Raw genomic sequence first — 15,485 nt, forward strand, 5'->3', positions numbered from 1 at the left:
TCGAACAGCGCAAACGCCTCTTGAGCGTGGCCTTTCGTATCCAGCAAGTTTACGTGAGCGACCCTTCGCGTAATTGTGTAAAAAGGTCGCACGAGATGCGATGGCACAATGCGGGTCTGGCGCTGCGTTGTATGTTGTATTGCCTGTTTTCGAGTTCAGGAAAAATGTCGTGAGTGATGTGCCGAACAGCGTTGTGAAGCGCGAGTCCCCGTTCCATGTGGCCGGTCATGCGTGCCGCCCCGATTGTGGCGCGTGCTGTATCGCGCCGTCGATTTCGAGCCCGATCCCCGGCATGCCGAATGGCAAACCGGCGGGCGTGCGCTGCGTGCAACTCGGCGATGATCTGCGCTGCGCGATCTTCGGTCAGCCGGAGCGGCCGGCGTGCTGTTCCGGTCTGCAACCACAGACGGAGATGTGCGGCACGAGCCGCAGCGAGGCGCTTGCGTGGCTCACCCAGCTTGAAACGCAGACTCAACCGCAACCGGCGGTGCGCCGATAACGCGTGAACGATTCCGCCACGTCATCCACCCGGACAAACAATCCAACGCAATCGCATACTCGAGAAGGCTTCCACAGGAGATTTCGCATGACTCGACCCGCTGCGCCGACCCGGCGCCGCTTCCTGCTTGCCGCGCTGACAGGCTGCACCGCGCTTGGCATCACCGTGTCGCTGGCGGCCTGCGCGACATCGACTTTCCCTTTTATCCCCTCGCATTACACGTTCTCGCAGCAGCAGGTGCAGGACGCGGTGCAGCGCAAATTTCCCTATCAGCGCACAGTTTCGCAAGTGTTCGACGTCGCGCTGACCAACCCGGTGGTCGGCTTCCTGCCGGACGCGAACCGCGTCTCGGTGAAGCTCGACGCCCGGCTCGCGAGCCCATTCATGCCGCAACCGGTCGACGGCGTATTCACACTGTCGAGCGAACTGGCCTACGACGCCGCCAGCAAGTCGGTCGTGCTGAAGTCGCCGAGCGTCGACAACGTCAGCGTGAGTGGTCAGGCCCAGGCCTACACGCAGCAGATCAACGCCGCCGCGGCAGTGCTCGCCACGCAGTTGCTGACCAACTATCCGATCTACACCTTCAAGCCCGAACAGCTGCAATTTGCCGGGGTGAATTACGAACCCGGTACAATCACCATCCTTACAAACGGCATACGCGTGCAAATCGTCGAGAAATGACGCTGCGCGCGGCCGGCAGGGCCGCGCACACCGTGCCGCCCCTGTTCGTTTCGGCTATCTATAACAACGAGGGTCACGGATGGACTGGCTATTGGCTTGCAAGGCGCTGATTCTGGGCGTCGTCGAAGGGCTGACGGAATTTTTGCCGGTGTCGAGTACCGGCCATTTGATCGTCGCGGGCAGTCTGCTCAATTTCACGGATGAACACGCGAAAACCTTCGATGTCGTGATCCAGCTCGGCGCGATTCTGGCCGTGTGCTGGGAGTTCCGGCGCCGCATCGGCAGCGTGGTGGTCGGCTTGCCTAGCCGGCCCGATGCAAGGCGCTTTACGCTGAATGTGATCATCGCGACGATTCCGGCGGTTGTGCTCGGTCTGCTGTTCGAGAAGGCGATCAAGGCGGCGCTGTTTTCGCCCGTGCCGGTCGCGTTCGCGTTAGTGGCGGGCGGGGTGGTGATTCTGTGGGCGGAAGCGCGTCAGCGCACGCGAGGCGACGTGCCGGCACGTGTTCAGAACGTCGACGATCTGAGCCCGCTGGACGCGCTGAAAGTCGGCCTCGCTCAATGTTTTGCGTTGATCCCAGGCATGTCGCGCTCGGGTTCGACGATCATCGGCGGGATGCTGTTCGGTCTCGATCGGCGCGTTGCTACGGAGTTTTCTTTTTTCCTCGCGATTCCGATCATCTTCGGCGCGACGGCTTACGAGCTCTATAAAGACTGGCATCTGCTGTCCGTCGACGCGCTTGGCAGTTTCGTGCTCGGCTTCGTGGCGGCCTTCATCAGCGCGTTCGCCTGCGTGCGCTGGCTGCTGCGTTACATCGCCGCGCACGATTTCACCGTGTTCGCGTGGTACCGGATCGCCTTCGGACTGTTGATCCTGCTGGTGGGTTACAGCGGCGCGTTGAGCTGGGCGGACTGAGTCTCCGCATGTTTTCCGCGTCATGAGAAAAGGCCCGCGTTTGCGGGCCTTTTTGCTTATGGCGGGCACAACTGCGGTGCGGTTTTTATACCGCGGCGCGCTTCCTGAACACCAGATCCCACACGCCATGCCCGAGCCGCAGCCCACGGCGCTCGAACTTCGTCACGGGACGATACTCGGGACGCGGTGCGTAGCCGTCGGCGGTATTTTCCAGCGCAGGATCGGCGCCCAGCACTTCGAGCATCTGCTCGGCGTAGTTCTGCCAGTCGGTCGCGCAATGCAGATAGGCGCCCGGCTTCAGACGCGAAACCAGCAATGCGACGAACTTCGGCTGGATCAGCCGGCGCTTGTGGTGGCGCGCCTTGTGCCAAGGATCGGGAAAGAAGATATGCACGCCGTCGAGGCTGTTCGGCGCGATCATCTGCTCAAGCACTTCGACCGCATCGTGCTGAATGATGCGGATGTTCGACAGCGTCTGCTCGCCCATCAGCTTCAGCAGCGCGCCGACGCCTGGCTCGTGTACTTCGACGCCGAGGAAGTCGTCGGCGGGACGGTGCGAGGCGATCTCCGCAGTGGTCGCGCCCATTCCGAAGCCGATTTCCAGCACACGCGGCGCGGCGCGGCCGAACACGCTGTTCCAGTCGGGTTGTTGCGGCGTGAAGGGCACGACGAAACGCGGACCGAGTTCGTCCATTGCGCGGCGCTGGCCGGTCGATACGCGACCAGCGCGCGTGACAAAGCTGCGGATGCGGCGTCGATGTAAGGCTTCATCTTGCGAGGTGCCGGCAGTCGCGTCGGCGTCGGCCGGTTGGCCCTCGGCTTCTGCTTCAGTTGAAGGCGGCGGGAGTTCGTCGGGCAGGCCGGCGTCGTTTGGATCGTGGATCATTATCGATACTGCTACTAGGGTGAGGGCCTGGCGGCTTGCATGGCGTGTTGCGAGGCGCCTTTTGCGTTTGTGCTTACGCTTGCCGCGGCATGGGCCGCAGTTCGCAGGCGCGGTTCGCTCGAATCGCTATGCCGGGCCGCTGCCACTACAAAAAAGCCGCCTTCATGGGAGGCGGCTCGTGCTGGACTCCGCTGAAAGCTCAGCAGGAAGGTGGAGCGGGCGTTGCAAGTGCGCGTAAGGTAGCACACCCGAAAAGGGTGCGTCCAGACGGTGGCCGACGCGGAGGGAGCCTGAATTCGGCATCAAGATTACGTTTTCATAACCGTGACAGCCATTCGTATGATTTAATCCCACTGTAAGCCATTCCGTTGCAACGATTATCAAAACGAAAATCCACCATGGGCAAACACGCACACAATCATCGTCACGCAAAAGCCGCCAAAACGGATTGGGTCGCTATCGATCCAACTGCAGTTCCAACTACTTCCCAGAATGCACTTCGCAAGGCAATGGCAATTGAAGGCGTCGCCCTCACTCAATTCAACGATTTACTGTGGCTCATGGCGCAGGAGTCGAGCGGTGTGGTCGACGTGCGCAATGGGAAGTCGTCCGCACGCGGGCTTTATCAGTTGCTGCGGCCTCAATATGAATTGAATCCGAATGGCGAAAAATCTTTCGGTAATGCGGTCGAAGAATGTCAGGGCGGGATTCGCTATATTCTCGGGCGATATCACACTGCGGCATCAGCACGGCTGTTCTGGGAAAAACACCACTGGTATTGAGCAATGAAAAAGTTTCTATTGATGGGCTTTGTGTCCGCCATGTGCTGGATGGGCGTCGCGCAAGCCGCCGATGCCGGCGTGCCGCGCTTTGAAGATTTCGCGGTAAGCGACACCTTCGCGGGCAAAGCGGCGAAAGTGCGGCTCGTATCCGCGGACGACAAGGAATATGCGACGCGTATCCGCGAAGCCAGCCGGCAGAAGCCGAACTTCGCCGGGCATTACGTGCTGGCAAGCTGGGGCTGCGGGGCGTCCTGCGTGTCCAGCGTGGCGATCGACGCGAAGACCGGCCGCGTCACGTGGCTGCCGTTTACGGTGTGCTGCTGGGACGTGGATGTGCAAGAGCCGATCGAATTCCTGCGCGACAGCCGCCTGCTGGTGGTTCACGGCAGCAGGAATGAAGCGGGTGGCGGGACGTACTACTACGCGTTGGACAAAGACGAATTCAAGCTGGTCAAGGCGGTCGAGAAAGCTGCGAAGAACTAGCGGCGGCCCCCGCAATGGCGCGTTGACACCACGCACGCTCATCTCGCGTTTTTGCGACTTCTCAAATGACAGACGGAGAGGGCGTAGCGGGTGGGAAATGCGGCGAGGTGCTGCAGATTCAGATCCTTTTCGCGAAGCCGCCTGGTTAATCGCCAGGCTGGCTGAAAAGAGTCTGGAGCGGGCGATGGGAATCGAACCCACGGCTCTAGCTTGGGAAGCTAGGGTATTACCATTATACGACGCCCGCAGAACGCACGATTCTACTCGGGAAGGGGCGGTTAGCGCAAATCGCACTGCCGCCACCCTTGTTCCACAAGGCGCACGAAGCGCCGTTCAGATCACGAAGTAGGTCAATTGAACGGCCGCACGTGTGACCACCATCAGCAGCACCTGCACGATCACGAACAGCAGGATCGGCGAGAGGTCGATGCCGCCGAGTTGCGGCACCACTCGGCGCAGCGGATTCAGGAACGGCGCGGTCAGCTGGTACAGAATCGGCATGGCCGGCGAGCGCGGATTGAGCCACGACAGCAGCGCCATCAGGATCGTCATCCAGATGATCAGGTTCAGCGCCCACTTGATCACGGTCAGCACGGCAACGATCAGCAGTGTCGGCACGAGCGTGAGCGGATCGGCGCCCGTGAGCACCACCATCAGCACCACGTAAACGATCGCCGCAATCAGCGCTGCGACGAGACTCGCCCAGTCGATGTTGCGGGTGCTGTGCAGAATGTGCCGCAAAGGCAGCACGATCCAGTTGGTGGCTTGCAGCACGGCGTTCGTCACGGGATTGTACGGCGGCATGCGCACGACCTGCAGCCATGCGCGCAGCAGCAGCGCGGCGCCGAACAGCGTAAAGACGGTATTGAGCAGAAAACGGGCGATATCGCCAAACATCTCGTGTCCTTATCCTTCGGAAGGCGGCCGTCGATCGGCCGCAGGGTGCCGGCGCTGACCGATCGGTGCGCCGGCGGGTTCATTTGGATTGCCTGCGCCGTTCCCAGGGGAGGGCGCGTTACGCGTCACAAATGGGGACGCAGTGCTTCAATTTCCAGATGCTCGAGTCAGGCCGATCGGAGAATTGCATACCGTCAGGCCACACCCGCCATGAGACATCACACAGAAATCTTGATTTCGCTGATCAGAATCGTGCCGTTGCCGCCGTCGGTGTAATTCGGAATGTCGGCAACCAGCTGCTCCGAGGCCGACTTGAAGACTTTATAGAAGTCGTCCGTGCTATCGAACAGGAAGTGGCCCGCGGCGACATACGGCGGTGGCGTTCCCGGCGGCCCTGCATTGATGCCGACGTCGACCGACCAGCCTTTGAGCGACGGCCCGAACAGCCTGGCCGCGAGCGGCATGTGCGTGACGCAGTAATAGTCCACGTCGAAGTGGCCGTTTTCCCGATACGGATAAAGGATGCTGACCTTGATCATTGTGCGTTCTCGTCTGTTGGTCCCGAAGCGCGGCGCTGGCGGATTGCGCGCGGCGCCGGACGTCACATTATCACGGCTTACTTGACGCTTGCACCTGCTGCGGCCTGATTCAGCGACCGGTTAAGCGATTCTTCCACCGCCTCGGCAATCGTCTCGATCGCGGCGGGCGGTTTGACGCGGCGTTCGGCCAGTCCGACCGCGCGCCGCGTCAGCAAACCGTACAGCGCGGCATGATCGCCGCCAAGGCCTTCCAGCAACGCCAACTGCTTTTCCACCACGCCCGTATCACCGCGCGACACAGGGCCGGCGAGCGCGTTGGGCAGGCCCTTGTCGCGAGCGGTTTCGATGGTGCCGGAGAGCATGGGCAGCAGCGCGCGCAACGCGTCGTCTTCGGCAAAGCCCAGCGTGCGCCACAGCGCCACGCATTCCGCGAGGCTGCAGAGCGCGAAGCTGGCGGCGTAATGCGCAGCGGCGTGGTACAGCATGCGGCCGCCCGCAGGGATCGACAGCGGATGGCAGCGCAGGGCGACGGCCAGCGCCGTCAGCGCCTCCATGAGCGCGCCGTCAGCCTCGATCGTCACCGAACAGCCGGCGATCCGCTCCAGATCGGCGAGATCGCCGCTAAAGAGGTACAGTGGGTGAAAGCCGCCGATCGAGGCACCCTGGTCGCGCGCCGGGGCCAGCAACTCCACCGGCGAGGCGCCGCTGCAATGCACGAGCGCTTTGCCGCATGGGCCGCTCGCCGCGTCTGCCGTGAATCGCAGTGTGTGCGCTGTCGTACCGATGCTGTCATCGGGAACGGCTAAAAAGACGATATCGGCTGCGTCGACAACCTGTTGTGGATCGTCGAATGCGGCGCAATGTTCGATTTGACTGGCGAGCCGGCCGGCCGAGGCCGCCGAGCGGCTCGCCACCGCCGTGACAGGATAGCCGGCGCGTGAAAAGCTCAGCGCGAGACAGCGCGCGAGCCGACCCGCACCGATGAAGCCGAGGCGCGGCAGAGGGGGCTGGGACATGGTTGCGTGCTCCAGGCGGGATACTTGAACGGGAATGCAGCAGTATCGCCCATCCGTTCGGCAGTAGTGTGTCCCGGTGTGGGTATTCCTCTGATCAGTCCGCGCGCGATATGGCGCGTCTGGTCGGTCATCCGGCCACACACGCCCCGCGGGTCCGAAAACTGCTCACAATTTCCTTCATGAGCCGGTTTTGCAGTTGCTGTTCTGGGTTTTTCGTCTCGCAGTCAGATTCGGGAGGTAGCGATGAATATTTTTTCTTACCGAAAGCACTTGCGGTTCCTGACGCACTCACAGCGCCGTCGCTGGTGGGATCAGAAAAAGCGCCTGACGCCACGCGTGCGCATCAGTGGCGCGTATGTTCCGCCCAGCGTCTCCCGAGAATTCGCCTATGTGAAGGTAGGCTGACAATACCGTCTGCTGATGGGTAAGAAATGCCCGGTGCGATTGCACCGGGCATTTTTCATTTGGACCGTCAGGATTGAAGCTAATTTGTAATCAAAGATTACTGACAAGTGAGAACCGGGAGCCGCAAGACCCTCAGGGCAGGGGGTTCACGCGCATTTCACCGCTGGCAAACCCTTAGTTCTCAGTCTGTTGCGCGGCATGTCCTGGCGGCCTCGCGCCGACGCACTTTCCGACCTATTGCCGCCAATTGCAATTTGCAACAAATGCGAACATCTATGCACGGTCTTTTTCGATACATTGAATTCATAGCATGCAAGGCATGCGAAGTCGGCGACCTTAGTGGGCCGCGCCAGGAGAATAAAAGTGAAAAAGATCGTTCCGTTTGTCGTTGCCGCCGCACTCGGCGTGGGGTTCGCTACTGCTGCTGAGGCGCACGTTTCTGTCGGTATCGGTATTGGCATTCCGGTTGCGCCCGCGTATCCGGTTTATGCCGCGCCGCCGCCGGTCTATTACGCTCCGCCGCCTCCGCCTGTGGTCTATGCGCCGGGCTACTACGCGCCGCCGGCAGTCGTGGTGGGTGGGTATTACGGTGGCTACGGCCGTCCTTATTATCATCACGGTTACTACGGTCGCGGTTATTACGGCCACGGCTACTATCGCCGCTAATCGCGGGCAGAGCACAGCATGGGTTGACGGCGTAACGCCGGCTTGATCGCCGGGTTACGCCGTTTGTGTTTCTGCTGCGGCATACCGCGCGACATACCAAAGCATCGTCGAAGCTGGGAGAATGGCAGTTTCGCCACCGCTCTGGAGAGTTTCGTCAATGCAAGCGCTTCCCGCTCCCACTTTCGACGACGTACTCGACGCCGCTGCGCGTCTCGAAGGCGTCGCTCATCGCACCCCCGTTCTAACCTCGAGCACGTTCAACGAGCGCACGGGCGCGTCGGTGTTCTTCAAGTGCGAAAATTTTCAGCGCATGGGCGCTTTCAAGTTTCGCGGCGCCTACAACGCGATTTCGCACTTCGACGCGGAGCAACGTAAAGCGGGTGTGCTGACGTACTCGTCGGGCAATCACGCGCAAGCGATCGCACTGTCGGCGCGTCTTGCCGGGATTCACGCCACGATCATCATGCCGCACGACGCGCCCGCCGCCAAAGTCGCGGCGACCAAGGGCTATGGCGGCGAAGTGATCAGCTACGACCGCTACACCGAGAATCGCGAAGAGATCGGCCGGCGGCTCGCCGAAGAGCGTGGCATGACGCTGATTCCGCCTTATGACCATCCGCATGTGATCGCGGGGCAGGGCACGGCGGTGAAGGAATTGATCGAAGAAACCGGCCCGCTCGACATGCTCTTCGTTTGTCTCGGCGGCGGTGGACTGATCGGCGGCAGCGCACTGTCGGCGGCGGCGTTGAGTCCGGCGTGCACCGTCATCGGTATCGAACCCGAAGCGGGCAACGACGGCCAGCAATCGCTCGCACGCGGCGAGATCGTGCATATTGACACGCCGCGCACGATTGCCGACGGCGCTGCTTCCACGCATCTCGGCGACTACACGTTCGCGATCATCCAGAAGCTGGTCGCGCAGATCGAAACGGTCAGCGACGAGCAGTTGATCGAGACCATGCGTTTCTTCGCGCAGCGCATGAAGATCGTGGTCGAGCCGACGGGTTGTCTCGCCGCGGCTGCCGTGCTCAATGGCATCGTGCCGGTGAAGGGCAAGCGCGTGGGTGTGGTGGTGAGCGGCGGCAACGTCGATCTGGCGAAGCTGGCGCAGTATCTCGCCTGATACGCTGCTTGATCGTTATTGCGCCGAGCTGCGCACGTTGAAATTGAGGGAAGACGGCTCGCCAAGGCGAGCCGTTTTTTCTAGCTTGCCACCTGTGCGGTCTGCACGATCAGATCGCGATATCCGTTCACGATCACGCTATATGAGAAGTAGGCGAACAGCAGCGCCGACAACACATGGCACGCACGCAGCAAACCGGTGCCGGCGCGTTTGCGTCCATGGCTACCGAGTCCGCAGATAAAGATCGTCCAGCACAAGCCACCCAGGAAGAAGCCGCCGAGAAATACCGGTGCAGTGGTCGCGCTGGTGGCGCCGGCTTTCGCAATCAACGCACCGCCGACTGCGGCGAACCATAGAATCGCTGACGGCGATGACATTGCCAGCAACGCGCCGCGCAAGAAACCGCGCCACGGGGAAAGATGCGATGCGTTGGCATCCGCTTCGCCGGCAACTGCAGGCGCCGTCGCCGGGAACAGCGCTTCACGCGCCATCTTCCATGTGAGAAACAGCAGGACCGCCGCGCCGCCGATCCACACCACCCAGCGTACCGATTCGAACTGCAGCAGCGCAGCCATTCCCGCGAGCGCGAGCGCCGCGTAAACGAGATCGCCGAAACAGGAACCCAAGCCCAGCCAGAAGCCCGGTTTGAAGCCGTGCGACAGCGTCAGCGAAATCATCGCGACGTTGACGAGACCGATATCCAGACATAACGACAACGACAGAAAGAAACCATCCGACATCATTGAAAAGGCATGCATCCGCGCAACTGCTCCATCAGTTTTGTTATTCAGACTTGTTCAAGCGGGAGCGATCCGGCTGGTGAACGGATCGCTTCGATGCCGACAGAATCAGGAATTCAACGGTGTGACCTGTGTGATTCAAGGCCCGTTTTTACAGCCCCAACTCATTCCACAAGGTGTCGATGCGTTTTTTGACCGCGCCGTCCATCTCGATCGGGCGGCCCCATTCGCGATCGGTTTCGCCGGGCCATTTGTTGGTGGCGTCGAGTCCCATCTTCGATCCGAGACCCGCGACCGGCGAAGCGAAATCGAGGTAGTCGATCGGCGTGCGATCGACCAGCACAGTGTCGCGCGCCGGATCGATGCGCGTGGTGATGGCCCAGATCACTTCCTTCCAGTCGCGGATATTCACGTCCTCGTCGACCACGACGATGAATTTCGTATACATGAATTGCCGCAGGAAACTCCACACGCCGAACATCACGCGCTTGGCGTGACCCGGATAGCTCTTCTTCATCTGCACGATCGCCATCCGGTAGCTGCATCCTTCGGGCGGCAGATAGAAATCGGTGATCTCGGTGAACTGCTTCTGCAACAGCGGCACGAACACTTCGTTGAGCGCGACGCCGAGCACGGCGGGCTCATCGGGCGGTTTGCCGGTGTAGGTGGAGTGATAGATCGCGTCGCGCCGCATGGTGATGCGCTCGACCGTGAAGACGGGAAACCACTCCTGCTCGTTGTAGTAGCCGGTGTGGTCGCCGTAGGGTCCTTCCAGCGCATGTTCGTAAGCGGCGGACGCGCCCTTGGCCGGACGCGGCGGCGCGCCTGCGGGAGCAGGTGAGGGCGTGCCTTCCTGCGGATAGATGAAGCCTTCCAGGACGATTTCCGCGCGCGCGGGCACCTGCAAACCGTCGACGCCCGGCGTGATGCACTTCGCGAGTTCGGTGCGGCCGCCGCGCAGCAGCCCGGCGAACTGGTATTCGGAGAGCGTGTCGGGCACCGGCGTCACCGCACCGAGGATGGTCGCCGGGTCGGCGCCCAGCACCACGGCTACGGGATACGGCTTGCCCGGATTCTGCAGCGCGAACTCGCGGAAATCGAGTGCGCCGCCGCGATGCGCGAGCCAGCGCATGATGAGTTTGTTACGCCCGATCAGTTGCTGGCGATATATGCCTAAATTTTGTCGGCTCTTATTCGGGCCTTTTGTGACGGTCAGGCCCCATGTGATCAGCGGCCCTGCATCGCCCGGCCAGCAGGTTTGAATTGGCAGCTTTCCGAGGTCGACGTCGTTGCCTTCCCAGACGATTTCCTGGCAGGGCGGCGCGCTCACTGTTTTGGGCGCCATGTCCCACACCGCCTTCGCGAGCGAGAACAGTTTGCCAGCGTCCTTGAGGCCCTTCGGTGGCTCCGGTTCCTTCAATGCGGAGAGCAGACGGCCGACGTCGCGCAGCGACTCCAGCGCGGCGCCATCGCCTTCACCTGCTTGCGCGTCGATACCCATGCCGAGCGCGACGCGGCGCGGCGTGCCGAACAGGTTGCCGAGCACCGGAAACGCATGCTGCTGCTGGCTCTCAAACAATATCGCGGGACCGCCGGCGCGGAGGACGCGGTCGCACAGTTCGGTCATTTCCAGGACGGGCGAGACGTTTTGCGAGATGCGGCGCAGTTCACCGATCGTTTCGAGACGGCCGACGAAATCGCGCAGGTCTTTGTATTTCATCTGGTGCGGTAGAGAGCCGCGCAAGCGGCAAAAAGGTAGGGCACGGCAGGGCTTCGCGGTGCCAGAACGATTGTCGATTTTACCTGTGTTGGCAGTCGCACGTAGATTGGCCAAACGGCCTGCTTCGGGAGGACTAATTGAGATAGCTCAAGAAGCGCGCACCGCGCGGTTCTTAACGGACTGAACACTGTTCATTATTACAATTAGTTATACATTTGCCTATCTATAGTGTTGACGATCTATAAAACCCTGCATAAAATCCGTCCACATTGGTTGCAGGGCGTGAACGTTTTTACCGCCGCCCCGGTCCCTTCAGACGCAACGCGTCACCGCTTACCGACCCCCTGCACGGTATTTGACGGTCTTACTGAAGTCCTCGCCAGCGCCTGTTGACGCTGGTTTTTCGCGTGGGAGCCTCCGCCCGCATGTTTTTTGGCATGCCGCGGGCCTCTTTTCAAGATGGCTCCCCACAAACGGTATTTGCCGTTTTCCCGACGTCGCTGCTGCCCTAACCAGACAGAGCGCGCGATGTCTTGACTCTGCGAATGTGTGTTACCGCCTGTTCTACTGGCGGAGTTCGCGGATCATGCAACATGGGAGATCTGAATGAACGCCTGGTTATCGTGGCGTCCCGATGAACGTATTGCGCAAGTTGTGCGTGGTGCGTTGCGTCGCGGCACGCGAATGAGTCATCACCTGTTCAGCATTGTCGGCGGAATCGCCGTCGTGCTGGCCGTTACGCTGTGGCTGATGCCAGCTTTGCGCGGCACCCTTGCCGCCAAGCTGATGCCGGTCATTTCCGCCGCTGTGCAAGCCGGTCCCGCCCGTCTGCTGCAGGGCCACCCGCTGCCGGCTTTCGGGCCCCCTGGTGCGTCCTCTGACGACTCGCTGGCCGCGAATTCGACAAGTAGCGACACCGCGAGCGGTGCGAACAACGGCAACAATGGCAACAACGGCGTCACCGCCAGCAATACCAGCTATGACGGCGCCTTCGACGGCACCGGCACGTCCGGTATGGGCGTGGCCGCACTGAACGGCCTCGACCCGCGCACCATGCAAAGCGTTTCCGCGCTGGCACGGCTGATCCCGGCGCAGCGCGTCTCGGCCGATGCACGCGACGATCGCGTGCTGGTTTCGACCCGCGAGCAGGATCTGGTTTCGTCTTACCTGGCGCGGCGCTATCGCGTTGCTCAGGAGCCCGTTAGCGAGCTCGTGAAGGCAGCGTTCGACACCGGCCGCGAAGTCGGTCTCGACCCGCTTCTCCTGCTGTCCGTGATGGCAATCGAATCGGGCTTCAACCCGTACGCCGAGAGCGGCGTGGGCGCGCAGGGCCTGATGCAGGTGATGTCCAAGGTTCACTCGGACAAGTTCCAGTATTTCGGCGGGCAGAGCGCGGCGCTTGAACCGGTCGCGAACATCAAGGTTGGCGCGCTGGTGCTGAAGGATTGCATCGCACGCGGCGGTTCGCTGCCGGGCGGCCTGCGTCTCTACGTCGGCTCGACCTCGCAGGACGACGGCGGCTACGGCGCCAAGGTGATGGCCGAGCGTGGCCGTCTGCGCGATGTGGCGCGTGGCCGCAAGGTGCCGATCAACGCACCGCAGGCTCCGGTTTTGACGGCGTCGAACACGACGACGACGGCTGCAGCGGCATCGACCAACGGCAAGCGCGTGCAGGTGACGCTCGACGCAGGTCATCCGCTGAGCGCGGCAGCGCCGGTGAAGACGCCGGTGTCCGAGCAGGACGATGCCAGTTCCAATGCGACCAAGCACGTGGCATCGGCTTCGGAGTTGGGCGCTTGAGGTTGATGTAACCTGTTTCGCCCGGCACGAGAGCGGCCGATACAGAAAAGGACACCCGAGGGTGTCCTTTTTCTTTTGTGGCTTGCGTTTGTACTCTGATGCCCCTATCCAGTCACTGCCGTCCGAAAAGCTTCGCCAGCCTCTCGACCGCTTCTTCCAGCTTCGGCAGGGCAGTGGCATACGAGAGCCGGATGTAGTCCTTCGGCGCGTGCGTACCGAAGTCCATGCCGGGCACCAGCACCACTCCAGCGTCGTGCAGCATCGCCTTCGTGAGCGCCGCGCTGTCTCCGGCCGCCGGATGCGCGACCGTGCGGCAATCGGCGTACACATAGAACGCGCCGTCCGGCATCACCGGCACAGAGAAGCCCAGCGATTCGAGCGCCGGCGCAATGAAGTCGCGGCGGCGCTTGAATTCGAGGCGGCGCGCTTCGTAGATAGCGATCGTTTCCGGTTCGAAGCAGGCCATCGCCGCATGCTGCGCGAGCGCCGACGCGCAGATGAACAGGTTCTGCGCGAGCTTTTCGAACGCGCCGACCATGCCGGGCGGCACCACCAGCCAGCCCAAACGCCAGCCGGTCATGTTGAAGTACTTCGAAAAGCTGTTGACGGTGATGACGTCTTCACCGAACGAGAGCGCCGAGACGGGCTTCGCGTCGTAGCTCAGGCCCTGGTAGATCTCGTCGACGATCGTAAAGCCGCCACGCGCCCGCACGGCCTTAACGATGCGTTCGAGTTCAGCCGGTTCGATCGACGTGCCCGTCGGGTTAGACGGCGACGCCAGCAGCACGCCGCGGGTGTGTTCGTTCCACAGGCGTTCGACGTCGGCAGCGGTCAGCTGGAAGCGTTCGGCCGGCCCGCTCGGCACCATCACCGGCTTGCCTTCCGCAGCTATCACGAAGTGGCGGTTGCACGGGTAGCATGGGTCGGGCATCAGCACTTCATCGTCGCGATCGACCAGCGCCGCGCAAGCCAGCAGCAGCGCGGCAGACGCGCCGGCGGTGACAACGATCCGCGAGGGATCGACGCTCACGCCGTAGAACTCGGCATAATGCGCCGAGATCGCCTCGCGCAGCGCGTGCAGGCCAAGTGCGTTCGTGTATTGCGTAACGCCGCGGCGCAGGGCGCTCGCGGCCGCTTCGATGACCGGCTCGGGTGCGGTGAAATCGGGTTCGCCGATTCCCATGTGGATGATGTCGCGCCCTTCGCGCTCGAGTAGCGCAGCTTCCTTGGCCAGTTCCATCACATAGAAAGGCTGGATGGCGTCAACGCGGGCAGCAAGCCGCACCAAGGGTTCGGTCACGGAGTTCATACGATCAAATCCAGTTCAGAAGCAACAGCGGGACGGCGCATGGCGCGCTCGCCCCGCCTCAAGCTCAATGCTTGCGGGCTGCCTGCGTTTCGGCAGCGCGCAATTGCGCTGACAGCTTGTCCAGCACGCCGTTCACGTACTTATAGCCGTCCGCGCCGCCAAACGTCTTGGCGAGTTCGACGGCTTCATTGATGACCACGCGATAGGGGATATCGAGGTGATTCTTCAGTTCGAACGCGGCGACCAGCAGCACGGCGCGTTCGACCGGCGAAAGCTGATCGATCGGGCGGTCGAGGCACGGTGCGATATCGGCGGAGAGCGCTTCCGAATCGCGGATCACGCCGTGCAGGATGGCGTCCAGATGTTCGTGGTCGGCCTTGTCGAAGCCCTGCGCGCCGCGCAGTTGCGCGTCGATTTCACCGCCGGGCGAACCCGACAGCAGCCACTGGTAAAGCCCCTGCGTGGCCAGTTCGCGGGAGCGTCGGCGTGCGCTCTTCATGCCTCTTCCTCTTCTTCGTCTTCTTCCTCGTCGTCACCGCCGAGCTGCTCGAGCGCGACCGAGAGGTTCGCCATTTCGACGGCCACGCGCGCTGCGTCACGACCCTTCTCGGTCATGCGCGCGACGGCTTGTTCGTCGTTTTCGGTGGTCAGCACGGCGTTCGCGACCGGAATGCCGAAGTCGAGGCCGATGCGGGTGATGCCCGCGCCGCTTTCGTTCGATACCAGTTCGAAGTGGTACGTCTCGCCGCGAATCACCGCGCCCAGCGCGATCAGTGCGTCGAATTGCGCGCTTTCGGCGAGCTTTTGCAGCGCCAGCGGGATTTCCAGCGCGCCCGGCACGGTGACCAGCAGCACGTCTTCGCCGGTCACACCGAGGCGTTCGAGTTCTTCGATGCACGAATCCGCGAGACCGTTGCAGACGGGTTCGTTAAAACGCGCCTGGACGATGCCGATACGCAGTCCGTCGCCGTCGAGATTCGGTTGGTATTGTCCGATTTCCATGTGAATTCCGTAGTGTTTTGA

At 62.0% G+C, this 15,485-nt stretch carries 17 protein-coding genes and 1 tRNA gene; 8 read left to right on the forward strand and 10 right to left on the reverse strand.

Translation table 11 applies throughout. From position 1 onward, the window contains the following. Positions 1–169 precede the first annotated feature (169 nt). The 3 genes from BM438_RS24140 to BM438_RS24150 all read left to right on the forward strand — a co-directional run bounded on the left by BM438_RS24140 (position 170) and on the right by BM438_RS24150 (position 2,096). Positions 170–499, forward strand: a complete 330-nt coding sequence (locus BM438_RS24140; protein ID WP_093639279.1) for a YkgJ family cysteine cluster protein — start codon at positions 170–172, stop codon at positions 497–499. Between the two features lie 87 nt (positions 500–586). Next, a complete protein-coding gene (locus BM438_RS24145; protein ID WP_054037362.1) occupies positions 587–1,180 on the forward strand; it encodes a DUF1439 domain-containing protein in 594 nt (197 codons plus the stop codon). 79 nt (positions 1,181–1,259) lie between these two features. After that, the gene (locus tag BM438_RS24150; RefSeq protein WP_093638975.1) at positions 1,260–2,096 is read left to right on the forward strand and encodes an undecaprenyl-diphosphate phosphatase; all 837 of its coding nucleotides are present in this window, start codon (positions 1,260–1,262) and stop codon (positions 2,094–2,096) included. A gap of 85 nt (positions 2,097–2,181) precedes the next feature. Here BM438_RS24150 and trmB read toward each other — a convergent pair whose 3' ends face one another. Continuing rightward, the gene (gene trmB, locus BM438_RS24155) at positions 2,182–2,982 is read right to left on the reverse strand and encodes a tRNA (guanosine(46)-N7)-methyltransferase TrmB (RefSeq protein WP_093638978.1); all 801 of its coding nucleotides are present in this window, start codon (positions 2,980–2,982) and stop codon (positions 2,182–2,184) included. Positions 2,983–3,380: 398 nt separating this feature from the next. Here trmB and BM438_RS24160 point away from each other — a divergent pair, with 398 nt between their 5' ends. Continuing rightward, positions 3,381–3,764 (forward strand): aggregation-promoting factor C-terminal-like domain-containing protein, encoded by a 384-nt coding sequence (locus BM438_RS24160; protein ID WP_093638981.1) that lies wholly within the window; start codon positions 3,381–3,383, stop codon positions 3,762–3,764. A gap of 3 nt (positions 3,765–3,767) precedes the next feature. Further along, positions 3,768–4,247, forward strand: coding sequence for a hypothetical protein (locus tag BM438_RS24165; RefSeq protein ID WP_093638984.1), 480 nt, complete (start codon positions 3,768–3,770; stop codon positions 4,245–4,247). Between the two features lie 173 nt (positions 4,248–4,420). Here BM438_RS24165 and BM438_RS24170 read toward each other — a convergent pair. From BM438_RS24170 to BM438_RS24185, 4 genes are all read right to left on the reverse strand, one after another. Continuing rightward, a tRNA-Gly gene (locus BM438_RS24170) sits at positions 4,421–4,494 on the reverse strand. An 86-nt stretch (positions 4,495–4,580) separates the two neighbouring features. Next, positions 4,581–5,144, reverse strand: a complete 564-nt coding sequence (locus BM438_RS24175) for a YggT family protein (RefSeq protein ID WP_093638987.1) — start codon at positions 5,142–5,144, stop codon at positions 4,581–4,583. A 218-nt stretch (positions 5,145–5,362) separates the two neighbouring features. Then, the gene (locus BM438_RS24180; protein WP_093638990.1) at positions 5,363–5,683 is read right to left on the reverse strand and encodes an EthD family reductase; all 321 of its coding nucleotides are present in this window, start codon (positions 5,681–5,683) and stop codon (positions 5,363–5,365) included. A gap of 77 nt (positions 5,684–5,760) precedes the next feature. After that, positions 5,761–6,699: a Rossmann-like and DUF2520 domain-containing protein gene (locus BM438_RS24185; protein ID WP_093638993.1), complete on the reverse strand. Its 939-nt coding sequence runs from the start codon at positions 6,697–6,699 to the stop codon at positions 5,761–5,763. 768 nt (positions 6,700–7,467) lie between these two features. On the opposite strand from BM438_RS24185, the gene BM438_RS24190 reads away from it, so the two are divergent. Both BM438_RS24190 and BM438_RS24195 read left to right on the forward strand, forming a co-directional pair. Then, a complete protein-coding gene (locus tag BM438_RS24190) occupies positions 7,468–7,770 on the forward strand; it encodes a hypothetical protein (RefSeq protein ID WP_093638996.1) in 303 nt (100 codons plus the stop codon). Positions 7,771–7,927: 157 nt separating this feature from the next. Further along, on the forward strand, positions 7,928–8,893 hold the full coding sequence (locus tag BM438_RS24195; protein WP_093638999.1) for a threo-3-hydroxy-L-aspartate ammonia-lyase: 966 nt from the start codon (positions 7,928–7,930) through the stop codon (positions 8,891–8,893). Positions 8,894–8,973: 80 nt separating this feature from the next. Here BM438_RS24195 and BM438_RS24200 read toward each other — a convergent pair whose 3' ends face one another. Together BM438_RS24200 and BM438_RS24205 are read right to left on the reverse strand one after the other, a co-directional pair. Next, the gene (locus tag BM438_RS24200) at positions 8,974–9,651 is read right to left on the reverse strand and encodes a LysE family translocator (RefSeq protein WP_093639002.1); all 678 of its coding nucleotides are present in this window, start codon (positions 9,649–9,651) and stop codon (positions 8,974–8,976) included. 133 nt (positions 9,652–9,784) lie between these two features. Then, a complete protein-coding gene (locus BM438_RS24205; protein ID WP_093639005.1) occupies positions 9,785–11,353 on the reverse strand; it encodes a UbiD family decarboxylase in 1,569 nt (522 codons plus the stop codon). Positions 11,354–11,959: 606 nt separating this feature from the next. On the opposite strand from BM438_RS24205, the gene BM438_RS24210 reads away from it, so the two are divergent. Next, positions 11,960–13,153 (forward strand): lytic transglycosylase domain-containing protein, encoded by a 1,194-nt coding sequence (locus BM438_RS24210; protein ID WP_093639008.1) that lies wholly within the window; start codon positions 11,960–11,962, stop codon positions 13,151–13,153. Between the two features lie 112 nt (positions 13,154–13,265). On the opposite strand, the gene BM438_RS24215 is transcribed toward BM438_RS24210, so the two are convergent. The 3 genes from BM438_RS24215 to ribH all read right to left on the reverse strand — a co-directional run bounded on the left by BM438_RS24215 (position 13,266) and on the right by ribH (position 15,464). Beyond that, positions 13,266–14,462, reverse strand: coding sequence for a pyridoxal phosphate-dependent aminotransferase (locus tag BM438_RS24215; protein WP_093639011.1), 1,197 nt, complete (start codon positions 14,460–14,462; stop codon positions 13,266–13,268). A 64-nt stretch (positions 14,463–14,526) separates the two neighbouring features. Next, on the reverse strand, positions 14,527–14,961 hold the full coding sequence (gene nusB, locus BM438_RS24220; protein WP_028197808.1) for a transcription antitermination factor NusB: 435 nt from the start codon (positions 14,959–14,961) through the stop codon (positions 14,527–14,529). After that, positions 14,958–15,464, reverse strand: coding sequence for a 6,7-dimethyl-8-ribityllumazine synthase (gene ribH / locus BM438_RS24225; protein WP_054037335.1), 507 nt, complete (start codon positions 15,462–15,464; stop codon positions 14,958–14,960). Before ribH ends, nusB begins: the two co-directional genes overlap by 4 nt. Positions 15,465–15,485: the final 21 nt, after the last annotated feature.

The sequence above is a fragment of the Paraburkholderia aspalathi genome, assembly GCF_900116445.1.
Classification (GTDB): domain Bacteria; phylum Pseudomonadota; class Gammaproteobacteria; order Burkholderiales; family Burkholderiaceae; genus Paraburkholderia; species Paraburkholderia aspalathi.

What these genes read in the sequence shown, in the direction of transcription:
- BM438_RS24145 (WP_054037362.1), top strand. Translation starts at nt 587, where the DNA reads ATGACTCGACCCGCTGCGCCGACCCGGCGCCGCTTCCTGCTTGCCGCG.
- BM438_RS24150 (WP_093638975.1), top strand. Translation starts at nt 1,260, where the DNA reads ATGGACTGGCTATTGGCTTGCAAGGCGCTGATTCTGGGCGTCGTCGAA.
- trmB (WP_093638978.1), bottom strand. Translation starts at nt 2,982, where the DNA reads ATGATCCACGATCCAAACGACGCCGGCCTGCCCGACGAACTCCCGCCG.
- BM438_RS24160 (WP_093638981.1), top strand. Translation starts at nt 3,381, where the DNA reads ATGGGCAAACACGCACACAATCATCGTCACGCAAAAGCCGCCAAAACG.
- BM438_RS24165 (WP_093638984.1), top strand. Translation starts at nt 3,768, where the DNA reads ATGAAAAAGTTTCTATTGATGGGCTTTGTGTCCGCCATGTGCTGGATG.
- BM438_RS24175 (WP_093638987.1), bottom strand. Translation starts at nt 5,144, where the DNA reads ATGTTTGGCGATATCGCCCGTTTTCTGCTCAATACCGTCTTTACGCTG.
- BM438_RS24180 (WP_093638990.1), bottom strand. Translation starts at nt 5,683, where the DNA reads ATGATCAAGGTCAGCATCCTTTATCCGTATCGGGAAAACGGCCACTTC.
- BM438_RS24185 (WP_093638993.1), bottom strand. Translation starts at nt 6,699, where the DNA reads ATGTCCCAGCCCCCTCTGCCGCGCCTCGGCTTCATCGGTGCGGGTCGG.
- BM438_RS24195 (WP_093638999.1), top strand. Translation starts at nt 7,928, where the DNA reads ATGCAAGCGCTTCCCGCTCCCACTTTCGACGACGTACTCGACGCCGCT.
- BM438_RS24200 (WP_093639002.1), bottom strand. Translation starts at nt 9,651, where the DNA reads ATGCATGCCTTTTCAATGATGTCGGATGGTTTCTTTCTGTCGTTGTCG.
- BM438_RS24205 (WP_093639005.1), bottom strand. Translation starts at nt 11,353, where the DNA reads ATGAAATACAAAGACCTGCGCGATTTCGTCGGCCGTCTCGAAACGATC.
- BM438_RS24210 (WP_093639008.1), top strand. Translation starts at nt 11,960, where the DNA reads ATGAACGCCTGGTTATCGTGGCGTCCCGATGAACGTATTGCGCAAGTT.
- BM438_RS24215 (WP_093639011.1), bottom strand. Translation starts at nt 14,462, where the DNA reads ATGAACTCCGTGACCGAACCCTTGGTGCGGCTTGCTGCCCGCGTTGAC.
- nusB (WP_028197808.1), bottom strand. Translation starts at nt 14,961, where the DNA reads ATGAAGAGCGCACGCCGACGCTCCCGCGAACTGGCCACGCAGGGGCTT.
- ribH (WP_054037335.1), bottom strand. Translation starts at nt 15,464, where the DNA reads ATGGAAATCGGACAATACCAACCGAATCTCGACGGCGACGGACTGCGT.